The organism is Pseudomonadota bacterium (assembly GCA_027624955.1).
Classification (GTDB): domain Bacteria; phylum Pseudomonadota; class Alphaproteobacteria; order UBA828; family UBA828; genus PTKB01.
Genome location: JAQBTG010000006.1, coordinates 54,199 through 70,395 on the forward strand (window position 1 = coordinate 54,199; position 16,197 = coordinate 70,395).

At 59.4% G+C, this 16,197-nt stretch carries 15 protein-coding genes; 10 read left to right on the forward strand and 5 right to left on the reverse strand.

Annotated elements, in window-relative coordinates:
- Positions 1-307: 307 nt before the first annotated feature.
- Positions 308-1,339, forward strand: coding sequence for a lysylphosphatidylglycerol synthase domain-containing protein (locus tag O3A94_03875; protein MDA1355390.1), 1,032 nt, complete (start codon positions 308-310; stop codon positions 1,337-1,339).
- Between the two features lie 5 nt (positions 1,340-1,344).
- On the opposite strand, the gene O3A94_03880 is transcribed toward O3A94_03875, so the two are convergent.
- A complete protein-coding gene (locus tag O3A94_03880) occupies positions 1,345-2,940 on the reverse strand; it encodes a lysine--tRNA ligase (protein MDA1355391.1) in 1,596 nt (531 codons plus the stop codon).
- A gap of 119 nt (positions 2,941-3,059) precedes the next feature.
- Here O3A94_03880 and O3A94_03885 point away from each other — a divergent pair, with 119 nt between their 5' ends.
- The 9 genes from O3A94_03885 (at position 3,060) to O3A94_03925 (ending at position 11,955) form a co-directional block, all read left to right on the forward strand.
- A complete protein-coding gene (locus O3A94_03885) occupies positions 3,060-5,927 on the forward strand; it encodes an ATP-dependent DNA helicase (GenBank protein ID MDA1355392.1) in 2,868 nt (955 codons plus the stop codon).
- Positions 5,928-6,032: 105 nt separating this feature from the next.
- Positions 6,033-6,464, forward strand: coding sequence for a tellurite resistance TerB family protein (locus O3A94_03890; GenBank protein MDA1355393.1), 432 nt, complete (start codon positions 6,033-6,035; stop codon positions 6,462-6,464).
- 101 nt (positions 6,465-6,565) lie between these two features.
- A complete protein-coding gene (gene flgB / locus O3A94_03895) occupies positions 6,566-6,976 on the forward strand; it encodes a flagellar basal body rod protein FlgB (protein ID MDA1355394.1) in 411 nt (136 codons plus the stop codon).
- A gap of 30 nt (positions 6,977-7,006) precedes the next feature.
- Positions 7,007-7,312 carry a hypothetical protein gene (locus O3A94_03900; GenBank protein MDA1355395.1) on the forward strand — a complete coding sequence of 102 codons (306 nt, stop codon included), beginning with the start codon at positions 7,007-7,009 and terminating at the stop codon, positions 7,310-7,312.
- Positions 7,297-7,617, forward strand: coding sequence for a flagellar hook-basal body complex protein FliE (gene fliE, locus O3A94_03905; protein ID MDA1355396.1), 321 nt, complete (start codon positions 7,297-7,299; stop codon positions 7,615-7,617). Before O3A94_03900 ends, fliE begins: the two co-directional genes overlap by 16 nt.
- A gap of 16 nt (positions 7,618-7,633) precedes the next feature.
- Positions 7,634-7,900, forward strand: coding sequence for a flagellar biosynthesis protein FliQ (gene fliQ / locus O3A94_03910; protein MDA1355397.1), 267 nt, complete (start codon positions 7,634-7,636; stop codon positions 7,898-7,900).
- Between the two features lie 13 nt (positions 7,901-7,913).
- On the forward strand, positions 7,914-8,678 hold the full coding sequence (gene fliR, locus O3A94_03915; protein ID MDA1355398.1) for a flagellar biosynthetic protein FliR: 765 nt from the start codon (positions 7,914-7,916) through the stop codon (positions 8,676-8,678).
- Between the two features lie 3 nt (positions 8,679-8,681).
- Positions 8,682-9,770 (forward strand): flagellar biosynthesis protein FlhB, encoded by a 1,089-nt coding sequence (gene flhB, locus O3A94_03920; protein ID MDA1355399.1) that lies wholly within the window; start codon positions 8,682-8,684, stop codon positions 9,768-9,770.
- Between the two features lie 25 nt (positions 9,771-9,795).
- Positions 9,796-11,955: an ATP-binding protein gene (locus tag O3A94_03925; protein ID MDA1355400.1), complete on the forward strand. Its 2,160-nt coding sequence runs from the start codon at positions 9,796-9,798 to the stop codon at positions 11,953-11,955.
- Here O3A94_03925 and O3A94_03930 read toward each other — a convergent pair.
- From O3A94_03930 to O3A94_03945, 4 genes are all read right to left on the reverse strand, one after another.
- Complete coding sequence (locus O3A94_03930) at positions 11,952-12,977, reverse strand: branched-chain amino acid ABC transporter permease (GenBank protein MDA1355401.1); 1,026 nt, start codon at positions 12,975-12,977, stop codon at positions 11,952-11,954. The genes O3A94_03925 and O3A94_03930 overlap by 4 nt on opposite strands.
- A complete protein-coding gene (locus O3A94_03935; GenBank protein ID MDA1355402.1) occupies positions 12,977-13,858 on the reverse strand; it encodes a branched-chain amino acid ABC transporter permease in 882 nt (293 codons plus the stop codon). The genes O3A94_03930 and O3A94_03935 overlap by 1 nt, the downstream gene beginning before the upstream one ends.
- Before the next feature lie 98 nt (positions 13,859-13,956).
- On the reverse strand, positions 13,957-15,147 hold the full coding sequence (locus O3A94_03940; GenBank protein MDA1355403.1) for an ABC transporter substrate-binding protein: 1,191 nt from the start codon (positions 15,145-15,147) through the stop codon (positions 13,957-13,959).
- A gap of 140 nt (positions 15,148-15,287) precedes the next feature.
- Positions 15,288-16,187, reverse strand: coding sequence for a polysaccharide deacetylase family protein (locus tag O3A94_03945; protein ID MDA1355404.1), 900 nt, complete (start codon positions 16,185-16,187; stop codon positions 15,288-15,290).
- Between the last annotated feature and the right edge of the window lie 10 nt (positions 16,188-16,197).

Here is a 16,197-nt window from a genome sequence, read left to right on the forward strand (position 1 = left end):
GAGCCTTGATTTATGGTTAAGATTTCGCATTTATCCGCGACATGAATATAGCCTGTGGGCACGGTGGTGCTGGCCGCTACACAATTTTTGAGAATTTACGGCCATATCAGATAAGTTGTAGAACCCTTAGGCCCGTCACCATGGCTGTGTGGCAGGGACGGCTTTGCAAGGAATAATCCTTTCGGTTAAGGTTTCGCCGCCATCGCTGGGGGATCGCCGAAAATCGCGCCTTTTTTCGGGGGACGCCCAAGGATTGGCCGGAAATCCGCTCGCGCGGCGTCGATTATTGGGAGGAGAAATACCGCCAGTGCGTGTTGTGGCATTTGGTGCCCTGATCGCCGGAATCGGCGCGATTATCGCTCTCGTGCTCTACCAGGGAGTTGGAGATGTCGCAGCGGCTATTGCCGCGGTCGGCTGGGGGCTGGTTTTCGTTATCCTTTCGCGATTGGTACCGATCGCGCTTGATGGCTATGTCTGGCGTTTCCTGTTCCCGACAGACACGCCACGGCCTGTCGGCCTGTTGTTGTGGGCGCGCTGGATTGGCGAAGGCGTGAATACGCTAATGTCGGCCTTTCAAGTCGGCGGCGCACTGGTCCGCACCCGGCTTCTCGTAATGCGTGGCTTTCAGGGAAAAACTGTCGGTGCCAGCGTCGTTGTCGACCTGACCTTGAGCACACTTACGCAGCTTCTCTTTACGCTGGTCGGCGTTGGTCTTTTGCTGGCGCATTATGGCCACAATGATATCGCCAAGGGCGCCGGCGCCGGCGTCGGGCTTGGCCTCGTGTTAGTGATCTTTTTTTGCTTTTTCCAGCATCGCGGCCTGTTCAGTTATTTGGTCGGCACGGTATCGCGCGTCTCCAAGGGCCGTGATTGGGTAAAGGCGGTTGGCGGTGCAGAGGCTTTGGACGAAGCCATCCGCACGCTTTATCGGCGGCGCTGGGCGTTGACGTTCAACGCAGCAGGGCAAATGATTGCCTGGACTTTGGGGGCGGCAGAAATCTGGCTGGCGCTCTATTTTATGGATATTCCGGTTACCATTGCCGATGCGCTGTTGCTGGAGAGCCTAATCCTGGCGGTGCGGGCGGCAGCCTTTTTCGTACCGGGCGCGGTCGGTGTCCAGGAAGGCGCGTTTGTCCTCCTTGGTGCCGTCATTGGAATCGGTCCGGAGGTCGCGTTGGCGCTCTCGCTGATCAAACGGGTGCGGGAATTAGTTATTGGCGCACCGGCACTGATCGCCTGGCAGGTGGCGGAGGGCAAACATCTGTTTTCGCGGCGCCATGCCGCGGCCGCTGAAAAACCCCTGCCTCAGCCCATTCTGGAACGTTCGAGCAGCGATTAGCGCTGTCAGCCGGCGAGATTCTCGCCGGCCAGAGCCCGCCGAATCAACGCCGCGGTTTCGGAAATTCCATAGAGTGCGATAAACGACCCCATGCGCGGGCCCTGTTCCTGGCCGAGCAATATTTCGTAGAGCGCTTTAAACCATTCGCGCAGATTTTCAAAGCCATGGCGTTTGCCGATTTCATAGACTTCGCTTTGAATGTCTGCGGCGGTGGCGTCTTCCGGCAACGCGTCGAGGACTGAAACCAACTCTTCCAGCGCCTTCGCCTCGTTGGCCTCCGGCTGGCGGTAACGCTTATCTGGCTTGACGAAATCGCGGTAGTAATTGATCGCGAGCGCCACGAGATGGTCGAGAATGGGCGTTGTATCGGGCGTCGCATTCGGCGCATAGCGGCTGATGAATCCCCACAGAACCGAGGGGTCCTCGGTATTGCACACGCTGGCGAGGTTGAGCAGGACGGCATAGCTGATACCCGCTTCCGGTGCTGGTGGCTGGCCGGCATGAATATGCCATACGGGGTTTTCCAACTGCTCCGCCGGGCCTAGTTCCGAGAACTTCTCAAGATGGCTGAAATAATCGTCGACGTGGCGTGGAATCACATCGAAATGCAGGCGCTTGGCGCGGCGCGGTGTGGCGAACATGTAAAGCGACAAGCTCTCCCGCGAGCCATAGCTTAGCCATTCGTCGATGGTGAGGCCATTGCCGCGGGATTTCGAGATCTTTTCGCCGTTTTCGTCCAGAAAGAGCTCATAGATAAAGCCAGCCGGTGGCGTCGATCCGAGAATTCGGCAGATTTTTCCGGACAGCTCAACCGAGGATATGAGGTCCTTGCCCGCCATTTCATAGTCCACGCCCAGAGCATGCCAGCGCATCGCCCAATCGGCCTTCCATTGCAGTTTGCAATGGCCGCCGGTAACCGGCACTTCGACGCTTTTGCCGTTTTCGTTCTGGTAACACACCGTGCCGGCGTCTTCGTCACGCGCTGTGATCGGCACTTGCAACACCCGTCCGGTGCTCGGGCAGAGCGGCAGGAACGGGCTGTAAGTGGCTTGGCGCTCCGCACCCAGTGTTGGCAGAGTGACCGCCATGATTTTCTCATAATTGCGCAAAACATCGAGAAGCGCCGTATCGAATTCGCCGTCTTGGTACGCTTGCGTGGAGCTCTTGAATTCATACTCGAAGCCGAACGCGTCGAGAAACGCGCGCAGGCGGGCATTATTGTGATGGCCGAAACTCTCATGGGTGCCGAACGGGTCGGGGACGCTGGTCAGCGGCTTGCCGAGATGGGGCGTCATCGCTTCACCGTTCGGGATATTGCTCGGCACGCTGCGCAAGCCGTCCATATCGTCGGAGAATGCCACCAGCCGGGTCGGCAAGTTAGACAGCAGAGAAAATGCTCGGCGCACCATGGTCGTCCGCGCTACCTCGCCGAATGTGCCGATATGCGGCAATCCGGACGGCCCGTATCCGGTTTCGAAGAGGACGGCGCCGCTCGACGGAGGGTGCTTCTCGAACCGCTTGGCGAGTTCGTGGGCTTCCTTGAACGGCCAAGCTTTTGCGTCGCGTGCGAACTCGTTGAGCCTGGCTGAATCGCCGGTCATCGCTGGTCGTCCCCGATTATTTCATGTGCGGCGCAAAATGCGTCAAGCGAACTAAGCTCGTCAATGACTATACTGCCAGCATGCCACGAGCCGCCCCCCCTGACGAAGAAAAGCGCACCATGGCACGGCGCGTCCTGGTGCCAGAGGCGCCGGCCTTGGTGCTGGCGCCGGGGCGCGCGGTGTGGCTTGGCGTGACCGGCGAAATCGAAGAGATATCGCCGAGTGAGGCGGCCAGGCGCCTGGTCCAGGGGCCACCGCCTTTTGTCTGTCACGCCCGTGCGATGGCGCGGCGTCTCGGCATCAACGCGTTTCATGCCTATGACCTTCTCGAACTCTACGCCTTTGTCCGCCCGGCAGGGTTTTGTTTGCCGACAGCAATCGGTTTGGCCGACGCCTTGGCCTTGAAGCGGCCGAGCGATCATGCCGGTGAAGCGCTGCTATTGCTCGACGCAGCAACGGCAATGCTATTGGCGCTGGCCAATCAAAGCGTATCGGCGGAACAATCCGAACGCGAGGATACGACGATCCGGATCGCCGCCGTGCTGGAGAAAGCGGGGTGGATTTGGGGCGAAGCCGTGGTGCGAGCGCTTGGCCCGGCGGCTCAGAAGCGCAGCGCCGTGCCCGGGGCGCCCACCACCAGCGAAAACAATGCCCTTGCCGTTTGGACGCGACTCAAGGAATGGCAGGATTCGGCGCCGCTGGCCGCACCAAGTCATTTTGGTGTAAGCAATCCCGAGGCCCGCGCGCGCCTGGCGGAACTGCTTGGCGAAGGTGCCGAAGCGCGTCCGCAACAGGCGGATTATGCCTCGGCGGTGTGCGGCGCGTTTCAGCCGGCATTGGAGCCAGAACAGCCGCATTTGGTGCTGGCCGAGGCCGGAACCGGTGTTGGTAAGACGCTAGGCTATATCGCGCCGGCCAGTCTATGGGCGGAAAAGAACGAAGGCACCGTGTGGCTGTCGACCTTCACGCGCAACCTCCAGCGGCAAATCGACGGCGAATTGGACCGGCTGTTTCCCGACAGTGCCGTCAAAGCTGACAAGGTGGTAGTGCGCAAAGGGCGGGAGAATTATCTCTGCCTGTTGAATTTGGAAGAGGCGGTCAGCCGCAGTGTTTTGATACCGGGTGACCGCATTGCGATGGCGATGATGGCGCGCTGGGCCGAGGCGACGCGTGATGGAGATATGGTGGGCGGCGATTTCCCCGCCTGGTTGGCCGATTTGTTCGGCTATGGCCGCACCCTCGCCCTGACCGACCGGCGCGGCGAGTGCATCTATTCCGCCTGTCCGCATTACCGCAAATGCTACGTCGAGAAAAATCAACGCAAGGCGCGCGGCGCCGAGATCGTGATCGCCAACCATGCGCTGGTCATGGTGCAGGCCGCACAGGGCGCTTTTGCCTCCGGCGAACGAGGTGCGCCGACACGCTTTGTGTTCGACGAGGGGCATCATGTCTTCGGTGCGGCGGATTCGGCCTTCTCGGCACATTTGACCGGCAGTGAGGCACGCGAACTGAGGCGCTGGCTGATGGGCGCCGAGCGGAGCGGCGCAACCCGCCGTCGTGGCTTGAGAAGCCGCGTCGAGGATTTGATCTTCGAGGACGAAACCGCCTTGCAGGCGTTGGATCAGGCACTCAATGCGGCGCGGGCCTTGCCGTCCGATGACTGGGCAAAACGCGTGGCGGAAGGTGGGGCGCATGGTCCGACGGAGAAATTTCTCAGCTATATCCGCCAGCAAGTGATGGCGCGCAGCAACGATGGCGACGGCCCCTATAGCCTGGAGGCGCCCACAGTGCCGGAGATCGAAGGAATGGCCGGCGCGGCGGCAGCACTTGAATCTGCGCTCGGCGGCATTCGTCGCCCGCTCTTGGTTTTGGCGCAACGTCTCGCGGCGGCTCTGGACGAGAAGGCAGATTCGCTTGATAGCGCCCAGCGCGCCCGCATCGAAGGCGTGGTGCGCGGCGTCGCCCGGCGCGGCGAAGAACAGCTCGCCTCATGGTGCGGCATGCTGCAAACCCTGATGCTCTCTCCGGCCACCGCCAATGAGGATACGGGGCCAGATGTTGCCGTGGGTGTCGTCAAGGGCGGCGCCGAGGATGTCGTCAGGGATGTCGCCGAGGATGGCTATGTCGACTGGTTCGCGATTCAGCGTAGTGACGGGCGCGACATTGATCTCGGCATGCATCGCCATTTTATCGACCCGACCCGGCCCTTCGCTCAGGCCGTGCTTGCCGTATCGCATGGCGCGCTGTTGACATCGGCAACTCTACGCGATGGCTCCGGCGATTTTGCCGCGGATTGGGACGGCGCCGAAGCGCGTACCGGGGTCCGCCATGTGTTGGGTGCCAAAGCGGTGCGGGCGGAAGTTCCCTCGCCCTTCGATTACGGCGAACAGACCCGCATCTTCATCATCACCGACGTTCGCCGCAACGACGCGGATCAGGTCGCGGCCGCCTATCGTGAGCTATTCAAGGCCTCGGGCGGCGGCGCGCTCGGTTTGTTTACCGCCATTTCACGTCTGCGCGCGGCGCATTCCCGCATCGACGCCGCGCTCGATGCCGCCGGGTTGCGGCTCTGGGCACAACATGTCGATCCGCTCGACACCTCGACTCTTGTCGATATTTTTCGCGCCGATGAACATAGCTGCCTGCTAGGCACCGATGCGGTACGCGACGGTGTTGATGTGCCGGGCCAGAGCCTCCGGCTGATCGTCTTCGACCGGGTTCCGTGGCCGCGCCCCGACATCCTGCACAAGGCGCGCAAGAAGTGCTTCGGCGGCGCGCGCTATGACGACATGTTGACCCGCCTCAAGCTCAAGCAGGCTTACGGTCGATTGGTCCGGCGAGCCGATGACCGAGGCGTGTTTGTCATGTTAGATTCGGCGCTTCCAAGCCGCCTGCTCGGCGCTTTCCCACCTGAAGCGCCGATCGAACGACTGGGATTGGCCGACGCCATCGCTCAAACGCGGCGATTTCTCGGGACAACGGATTGAGGCGCCCTTGCCCGCAGGCGCGTAATCGCCTAAGAGGCAGGTAACGACAAGCAACAGCCGAGCAGCAAACGATTGCTGCGCGGACTACCCAGAAAAGAGGATGGTATGGCGAGCAGCACGACAGAATCGGGGCCGATCAGCCACCACAAGGCGTTGATTTACACCATGGTAATGGTTTCGGCTGCGGACCGTGAAATGACCGATGCCGAAATCATGGCAATTGGCGAGGAAGTTCAGCGGCTTCCCATTTTCCGCGATTACGACGTCGATTTGCTGCCGAGCGCAGCAGCCGAATGCGCGGAATATCTGCAGGCCGAGGACGGCCTCGACAATTTGTTGATCATGGTCAAAAAGGGCCTGCCAAAAAAACTGTATGAGACGGCCTACGCGTTGGCTTGTGATGTCGCCGTGGCTGACGGCAAGCTTTCGCAAGAGGAATTGCGCCTGTTGCAGATGCTGCGCAATCGCCTGGAATTGGACCGGCTCCATTCAGCCGCGATCGAACGCGGCGCCCGAGCGCGGCACGCGCTGCTCTAACACGGCAGTTAGATTGCTGATTAAGAGCAATTTGTTTTACGGAATGTTAACGAACTGAATTCATACTCGCTCGGCACAGCAAGGTCAGCGGTCGAGCGAGAATGAATCTCAACGATATCCCCCTGTTTCGCATGATGGGCCAACGAATGGAGTGGCTCTCGCAGCGCCAGCAGCTGCTCGCCCATAATGTGGCGAATGCCAACACCCCAGGCTACAAGGCCCAGGACCTCAACCCCCTCACCTTCGAGACCATGGTCCGCGCCGGCGCGGGGCGAATGGCCGCGCGCGCGACCCGCTCCGGGCACCTATCCGGCGGCACGGCTGGAAGCACCACCAAATTCAAACTCAAAGCCGAGACAGACAGCCGGCAAAAATCTATGACCGGCAACGATGTCGTGGTTGAGCAGGAAATGATGAAGGTCGCGCAAACCTCGATGGATTATCAGCTGACCACCAATCTGTACCGTAAGCATCTGGCGCTCATTCGCGCCGCCCTCAATCCGCCGCGTTAGAAGGCGGCCAATCAACGAAACGGATAGCCAATGGATCTGACGAAAATTCTCCTCACTTCCGCGTCCGGCATGCATGTGCAGGGCGAGCGCATGCGGATCGTGGCTGAAAACCTGGCCAATGCCGGCGCCAGCGCGAATTCGCCGGACGACGAACCCTATCGCCGCAAGTTGATCACCTTCAGCAATGAGCTGGACCGCGAGCTTGGCGTGCCCCGGGTCAATGTTGACCGCATCACATTCGACCAATCCGATTTCGGCCGTAAATACGATCCCGGCCACCCCGGCGCCAATGAACTTCAGATCAAGGAGGCAGCTTGGACATGGATATTAAGATAGCGAACGCCGCTGCGGCCTATGCGTCGCGCCAACTCGGCAACAGTTCCGCGACGAACGCGGCTTCCAGCGAAGGCGCGGGTTCCGCTGGTGGAGATTTTTCCAATCTGGTGAAGTCGGCCGTGAACGAGGCGGCGGCGACAACTCGCACCAGCGAGATGGTCAGCGCCCAAGCGCTGGTAAATCCGGGCGACCTGGGCTCGGTGGTCACAGCCGTGACCAGCGCGGAAATTACGATGCAGGCGGTGATCGCGGTGCGCGACAAGGTGGTTCCTGCATACCAAGATATCCTGCGCATGCCCATCTGACGGCGGGTTATCCACCGTGAACACCACCGACGTAATCGATGTCGGCCGCGAGGCCATCTATGCGTTGCTCAAGATGGGCGGTCCTGTGATGGCGATCGCCCTCGTCGTCGGCCTGCTCGTCGCCTTGTTTCAGGCGCTGACACAAATCCAGGAGATGACGCTCACTTTCGTACCCAAAATCGTCGTCATCTTTCTTGCCGTTTTGGTTTTGTTGCCCTTCATGATCTCGACTCTCACGACCCTTACGCAAGGGCTGTTCGAAAGAATCGCCACCGTCGGTTGATGCGGCGGGCGCTATGCTGAGCGGCTTTCTCCAGGGCGAGCTTTTCGCCTTTTTCTTGGTATTTTCGCGCATCGGTGCGGGCATGATGCTGCTTCCCGGATTCGGTGAAACATATGTTTCGCCGCGATTTCGCTTGCTCCTCGCGCTCGCAATTTCTTTCGTGGTCACACCGCTGGTGAGTGCCGGCCTACCGGCCATGCCGAGTGGAATTCTGGCGCTCTTTATCATGCTCATCGGCGAGATCGTCGTCGGGCTGTTTCTTGGCGCCGCGGGACGTCTTATGTTGGTTGTTCTGCAAACCACCGGCTTTCTAGTCGCCCAGGCGACCAATTTGGCTGCGGCGCAGGTCTTCGATCCCACCCAGGGAACGCAAGGTACGCTCACGGGTAATTTTCTCGGCATCATGGGCGTGTTGCTAATTTTTATCACCAACCTGCACCATATGATGCTCGGCGCCTTAATCCGCAGCTATGAGGTGTTTCCCTCCGGCGCCACGCCGCCGACAGATGATTTCGCCCATATGGCCACGCGCTTGGTCGGCGATGGCGTTGAACTGGCGCTTCAGCTCTCCGCGCCTGTTCTCCTGTTCGCGCTTATCTTCCAGGTTGGGCTCGGCCTGATGGCACGGCTGATGCCGCAGATGCATGTGTTCTTCGTTGGCATGCCGCTACAAATCATGCTCGGTTTCGCCGTCTTCGCGATGTCCCTCGGTGCCATGATGACATGGTATCTGGACCGCTTTGTCCGACCGTTCACTGTCATTCTCAGTGGAGGGTGAGGCATGGCCGATGAACAAGACCAATCACAAAAAACAGAAGACCCAACTTTAAAGAAACTCGACGACGCGCGTAAAAAAGGCCAGGGCGTCAACTCGCGCGAGATCACCAATCTGTTCATGCTGGTGGCGGCGGCGATCGTCGTGGCCGTGGTTCTGCCGGGCGTTATGGGAGACATCACAACCTCAATGCGGCCGTTTATCGCTGAGCCACATTTGATGAAGATCGGTGATGCCGAAGCGCCAGGTGGGCTCGCGAAAGTGGGTACCAGTATGCTGGGTGCCCTGGCTGCGCCACTCGGGATTTTCGTGGTCGCCGCTCTAGCGGCCGGGCTGGTACAGCGCGGGTTTAATGTCTCTGCCGAATCGATGAAACCGGAGTTAAAAAAAATCTCGCCGCTCAAAGGGCTCAAGCGCATGTTCTCGATGCGCTCGTTCACCGAGTTCGCTAAAGGCGTTGCCAAGCTGGTGATCGTCGGTGCGGTCGGCGTGGCCACGATTATGCCCGAAATGGACGGCTTGGAGCTGCTGACCAGCGTGTCGACCCTGCAATTTATTGAGCGAATTCATGATTTGGTTCTTCGCCTGCTGGTCGGTGTGTGTTCAATCTTGGCGCTTATTGCCGGCCTCGATTATCTCTATCAGCGTTTCGAGTTCATGAAGCAGATGCGGATGTCCCGCCAGGAGATCAAGGACGAGTACAAACAGGCCGAAGGAGATCCAGCGATCAAAGGAAAAATCCGCCAGCTCCGTCAGGAGCGGTCGCGCACCCGCATGATGTCTGCCGTGCCCAACGCTGATGTGGTAATAACCAATCCGACACATTTTGCCGTCGCCCTAAAATACGATTCCAACAACATGAATGCGCCGGTGCTAGTCGCGAAAGGTGCTGATTTAGTGGCCAAGCGCATGCGCGAAATTGCCGAGGAAAGCAACGTGCCGATCGTGCGCAATCCACCATTAACGCGCGCGCTCTACGCCACCGGCGAGCTCGATCGGGAAATCCCTCTCGATCATTATAAAGCGGTTGCCGAGGTGATCGGCTATGTCTGGCGTCTTAAGGGAAAACTGAGGCAAGATGGGTCCCAAGCATGATAGGAATTGAGTTCGGTATGGCGCGATGACTTGGGTTTTTGGTTTGGGTGCGGCCCTGGGTGCGGCGGCATTGGTCATCGCCGCACTGGTGCCGCCGGCCGGGGCAGCGTTATGGCCTGGCCTCATCCTGCTGTGTAGTGTGACGGGCTTCGTTTTGTTCCGGCATGTGCGCCACGACGCGAAATTTTCCCAACTTGCCGGTGGCACTGTCCTGCCGTTGCCAGCCGCCGACGGCGCCACGCCATTCAATACACCGTCAGAAAATTCGCGTGAAAGTTTGCTTGCGGCACTGTTGGACGGCACGCCGTCAGGCGCCTATGCAGCTACGGGCGACGGCCGGCTGATCTACGTCAATGAAACATTGGCGCGTGCCTTCGGCAAAGAACCCAGCGAATTGGTCGCCGAATGCGATGGTTTGACGCCCTATATTTGCGGTAATGGGGACGGGTGGCAGCCCGGCCGGGCGCTGGTCAACGGCGCTGCCGAGGGCGACCGGGAAATTATGCTGACCTTGCCGGGCGGCGGCGCGTCGCCCGTTGCGGCGAAAGTCCATGAGTGGCACCCCGTTGGTACCATCGGCACTGCCCAGCAACCGGCGGAGATCGCTACTGTGCTGGGTATCGTTAATTTGGCCAAAGTGTTTGAAGTGGTTGTGCCGGCCGAATTGACACAGCAGTTCCATCACCTTTTTGACGGCGTGCCGATCGGCATTGGGGTTCTCGACCGTGACGGCGCGCTCGTGGAATATAATGAGGCGTTGGAGCGTCTGGTAAATGTGCCGCCCGGCAGTTCGAGCGGCAGGAAGATCGTCGAGTTCATCGCCGCGGCGGAGCGCCCCGGAGTCGAGCAGGCGCTCGAAGCGATTCTGGCCGACCAACCTGTCGATCTGCCGCTCGAAGTTCATATCGAAGGCAAAGGCGGGCGAGTCGCCGCGCTGTTTGCCAGCCGAATCGAGAAAGCGGCAGGGGACCAATCCGAAATCATCGTTCACGCGGTCGATACGACGGATCAAAAAAACCTCGAATTGCAATTTTCCCAGGCCCAAAAGATGCAGGCCGTCGGCCAGCTCGCTGGCGGCATCGCACATGATTTCAATAATTTACTGACCGCGATCATCGGATTTTGCGATTTGCTTTTGATGCGCCATCAGGCCGGCGATCATTCTTTCTCCGATATCATGCAAATCAAGCAAAACTCCAACCGCGCGGCGAATTTGGTTCGCCAATTGCTGGCCTTTTCGCGCCAACAAACCCTGAAGCCCGAAGTTCTCTCGATCACAGATATGCTCGCCGATTTGACCAATCTCCTGCGCCGCCTGATCGGCGAGACGATCGAAATGAAGATGATCCATGGCCGCGATGTGGCTTACGTCAAAGCTGATCAGGGACAATTTGAACAGATCATCATCAATCTCGCGGTGAATGCGCGGGATGCAATGAAGGGCGGTGGCACATTGACCATCCGCACCAGCAATATCGCGCAGGTCGAGTCGGTCCGCATGGGGCATGATCTCCTGCCGCGTGGAGATTATGTCCTGATCGAGGTGAGTGACACCGGCGTGGGCATCCCAAAGGAGCATGCCGGCAAGATTTTTGAGCCGTTCTATACCACCAAGGAAGGCGGCGCCGGCACTGGCCTTGGCCTCTCCACAGTGTACGGCATCGTCAAACAGTTTGGCGGATATGTGTTCGTCGATAGCGAGCCGGACCAGGGGGCCAATTTCAATATTTTTCTACCGCAACATGCTACCGATCAAGGCAAAAAGCTAACGACGGAGCGGTCAAACGAAACCCCGCGGATCCAGGACCTAACTGGCCAGGGGACAATTCTTTTGGTGGAAGACGAAGATGCGGTGCGCATGTTCGGCGCTCGTGCGCTTCGCAACAAAGGCTATACCGTGCTCGAAGCAGATAGCGGCGAAACCGCATTGGAGCTCATGGAAGCCTCTGAGCAGCCGATCGACTTGCTGGTCACTGATGTCGTCATGCCGCGCATGGATGGCCCGACGCTGACCAAGGAGGTCGAGGCTCGGCGCCCCAATATCAAGGTTATCTATATCTCCGGCTATGCCGAAGACGCGTTCCGCTCGAAAGTCGACAGCAAGGTCAACTTTCTACCCAAGCCGTTCAGTCTGAGTCAGTTGGCGACCAAGGTGAAGGAAGTAATGCTGGCCGACGAGCACTAAGGCGCGCCGGCGCGGTGGCGTAGGAAAGCGGGCATGGAAAATTCCCACTTGCCCGCGATGCCGTTCGGGCGCACGGCTAAAACCAGCAGCATGAAAGCGGCCAAGCCTAATTCACCGAGCCCCGATACGCCGACCGGCTTTTCAATTTGCCTTAAACCCTCGCTGACGAACGAGATGGCGACAACGCCGACCACGGCGCCGGTAAGCGAGCGCATGCCGCCGACCAGCAGCATCACGATGGTGATGAAGGTCAGGTTGAGGTAGAGCAAATTGGCCTGGGTGATGGTTGCGGTGAAATGGACATAGAGCACGCCGCCGATGCCGGTCACGAACGCGCTGACAACAAAGGCGATAAGGCGCTGGAAGGTGATGTTCACGCCGGCCGCCCTGGCTGCGACCATGTCTTCGCGAGAGGCACGCAGCTGCAGACCGAATTTTGAACGGTCATACGCGAAAGCGATCAACAACGCGCCGGCAACGAAACCGAACGCTGTCCACAGATCGACATAGGTGGGCAGGCCGATCAGCGTGCTGGCGCCCTTGGTGAATGAATCCCATTGATTGTAAACCACCGTAATGATGGTGAAGACGGCAAACGTGCCGATCGCGGCGGCGATGCCGGAGAGGCGCATCAACGGCGCGCCGACAATCAACGCGAGCACGGCGGAAAGTAGCCCTGCCAGCAACGCGCCCGGCAAGACGTGCATCTCCATCAGGCCGAAGCCTTCCCAGATATTGGGCAGCATAATTTTTTTACGGATCACCGTCATGGTGAGCCAGGCGGACATATAGGCTGAGACGATCATGAAAGTGGAATGGCCGAACGACAGCACACCCGAATTGCCAACGAAAATATAGAGACCAACGACCACCGTCATCATGATCAAGGCTTTGGTCACCATGCGTTCGAAGGAGAGCGGCCCCAAATGCGAGAAGGCGACAATGACAGCGAGAATGAGAATCAGCGAGAGCACCGGCCAAAGCTGAGCCAATGCGCCGGTGCCGCGTTGGCCATGCGTCATCAAACGCGTTCCTGAAGTGCGGCGACCTTGATGATGCCGCCGGGGCGGTACATCAGGAACAGCAGCACCACGGCAAAAATGAAGGCTTCACGGTAGTTAAGCAGTGCCAGTGGCAACAGTCCGCCCAACACCACTTCCAATATGCCCACGGCGTATCCGCCAATTACCGCGCCGGTCAGGCTACCCATGCCACCGCACACCGTGGCGACAAAAGCGACCAAAGTTAAGCGCAACCCCATCGCCGGCAGCACGAGGCCGGTTTTGCCGAGCACCACGATCGCCGCCGCGCCGGCCAACAGGCCGCTGATAGCAAACGCCGCGGCAATCACCAGATTGACCCGCACCCCCATCATCCGTGCCATACGGACATCTTCGGAGGCGGCGCGCATGTTCACGCCGATCTTTGTGCGCTTCAGGAACAGCGTGAGCGCCGCCATGAGCACGAAGGAAAGCCCAATTGTAAAAAGGTTGAGCAGCGAAATGCTGAGCGTCCCCCAGACAATATGGTGATTGAGTACGGGCACGATATCGACGCCCAGCGCGCGCCCGCCCATCACCATCAAAACGAAATTTTGCAGGAAAAAGCTCACCGCAAAGGATGCCGCGAGCAACACGGACGGATCCGCCGTGCGCAACGGTCGAAAGGCGATTCTCTCAGTGGCCAGGGCGACCAGGATAGCGATAACGACACCGCCGAGGATGGTGAGCGGCCACGCTGCGGCGGCCAACATGAACATCGCATAGGCGCCCATCATCAAAAGATCGCCATGGGCGAAATTGACCAGCCGCATGATGCCGAAGATGAGGCCGATGCCGAGCGCCGCGAGGGCATAAAGCCCGCCGACGCTCAGCGCATCGATCACATATTGAAGGATTATCAAGTTCGGGACCTACAGCGTGCAGATAAGTAAAGGCCCCCGCAGCGTGCGTGATGACACACCACGAGGGCCCCTTGAATTAGCACCGATATGTTCCCGTATCAGAACGTAATCGGCGGTACTTTCTCGGCGGTGTAGCGCGTGATCGGCGCATGTTTGCCGTTCTGCACTTCCATAATCTGTAAACCACGATAGAGGTTGATATGCAGGTCCGGCGAGAAGCTTGTCGCACCGATCAGCAAGTTTTCATTGCTGAATTTGTCGAGCTCCTGGCGGATCGCATCGGGATCGAGCGAGCCGGCCCGTTCCGCCGCCATCGCCCAGGCCTCGATCAGGCTATAGCCGGTCAGCGAATGCGCAGTAATCGGCGCCGCGCCATGCATCGCCGTAAAGTCAGCGACATATTTATTAATCTTCGGGTCCGGATCGTTGCCGAACATGGAACCGTAGACGCCGAGATAGAATTCGCTCAAATTCGGCACCGCTTCCAGCCAAAACGCGCCGTCCATGGATTCGGAGGCGAGGATGGGCGTGTTGACGCCGGCCGCGCGGGCCTGCTTGATCAGCGCCGGGCCGTCGAATGTTGCGGCGCAGAGGAACACGAAGTCTGCGGTGTCGCTGGCCTTCATGCGGGTGACCTGGCCCTCGAAGGTTTTAACCTCGGCGAAGTTATAAACGTCCTCGCCGACGATCTCGCCGCCGAGCTCTTCCCAACGAACTTTGAAATTGGCACAGAGCGATTTGAAATATTCGACCATCGAATCCATTTCGACATAGACCTTGCGCCAGCCTTTTTCCTTAAACGCCCATTCCGCGAGCGTGGCGCCCTGCGCCGGGGTGCCGAGCGCCATGGTATAGGCCAGCGGGCCGATGCCTTGGACGCCGAATTTCGGATCACCCGCACAAGACGAGAACGTGACTTTGCCCATCGCCGAAGCCTGCAATGCCGCGGCCGCGCCGAAATCGAAATCGCAAGTCACGATGACCATTTCAGCGCCTTGCTCCAGCACTTCGATGGCGGCATTTGTGCCTTGCGCCGGATCGGATTTGGTGTCGGCGGTGACGATGGAAAGCTGCCGGCCCAACACGCCGCCCTTGGCGTTGATATCGGCGATGGCGAGCTGCGCACCCTTGAGCGGGCCGTCGTCATAGGGCTGAACGAAGCCACTGAGCGCGATCGCGGCGCCGATAACAATTGGGTCTTCCGCGCGGGCTTGGTCGGACGAGCCCGCCAACCCGGCAATGCCGAGCGCAAGCAGCCCGGCCATGGCCAAAGATGTGAGTCTCTTCATGATAGTTCTCCCTATTATTGTTTGACTCGAATTTCGTTTATTGCGTGTCGGAATTTTTCTCCGTTCCACGTTTCTATCTCAACTGTAGTATCGCACACCCTCTCAGGCCAGACCCAAAGCGGTTGCCGGTGTCTGCTCACCTACCCATGCATCTCCAACCACTCCCTCGCGATTTCCTCGCGGGTGGCGAACCACACGTCGTCATGGCTCTTGGCGTAGTCGATGAAGCGAGAGAGGCCGGCGATCTTGCCGGGGCGGCCGATGATGCGGGGGTGGAGGCCGATTGACATCATGCGCGGGTAGTTCGCTGCCTCGGCATAGAGGGTGTCGAAGCTGTCGCGCAAATAAGTGTCGAAATCGCCCGCCGTGACGAAGCCGGGCGCCAGCCAAAAGTTGAAATCATTGGCGTCTGAGACATATGGCACGACCAGATGGCGGGTGCCGTCGACGTCGACGAAATAGGGCGAATCGTCGTTATAGGCGTCGGAATCATAGATAAAGCCGCCCTCTTCGACCACCAGCCGGCGTGTGCGCACGCTCGGGCCATAGCGGCAATACCAGCCCACCGGGCGTTTGCCGCAGGTGCGCTCGAAGGATTCGATCGCCATGCGCATATGCTCGCGCTCTTCCTCTTCACTAAGCGTGAACACTTCCTCCCAGCGGTTGCCATGGCTGCAAATCTCATGGCCTCCGACGACCGCCGCCTTGGCGACGTCAGGATTATGCTCGAAGGCGACAGCGCAGGCGAAGAAGGTTGATTTCACCTCGGCCGCCTGGAGCACGTCGAGTATCCGCCAAACGCCGACCCGCGCGCCATATTCGGCCACCGATTCCGCCGCCAGATTGCGAATTTCCGGCGGCGTTGGATAGGCACCCCAGTCGAACATCGTATCCTGGCGGTTGTCGCCCATGGCGTGGGAATATTCCGACCCCTCCTCGTAATTGACGACGATGGAGACGGCGAGCCGGGCGCCGTTTGAGAAAGGTTTGGTCGGCGGCTTACCGCCATAGCCTACGAGATCGCGTTTGATTTCCGTCATCGTCTTTCCT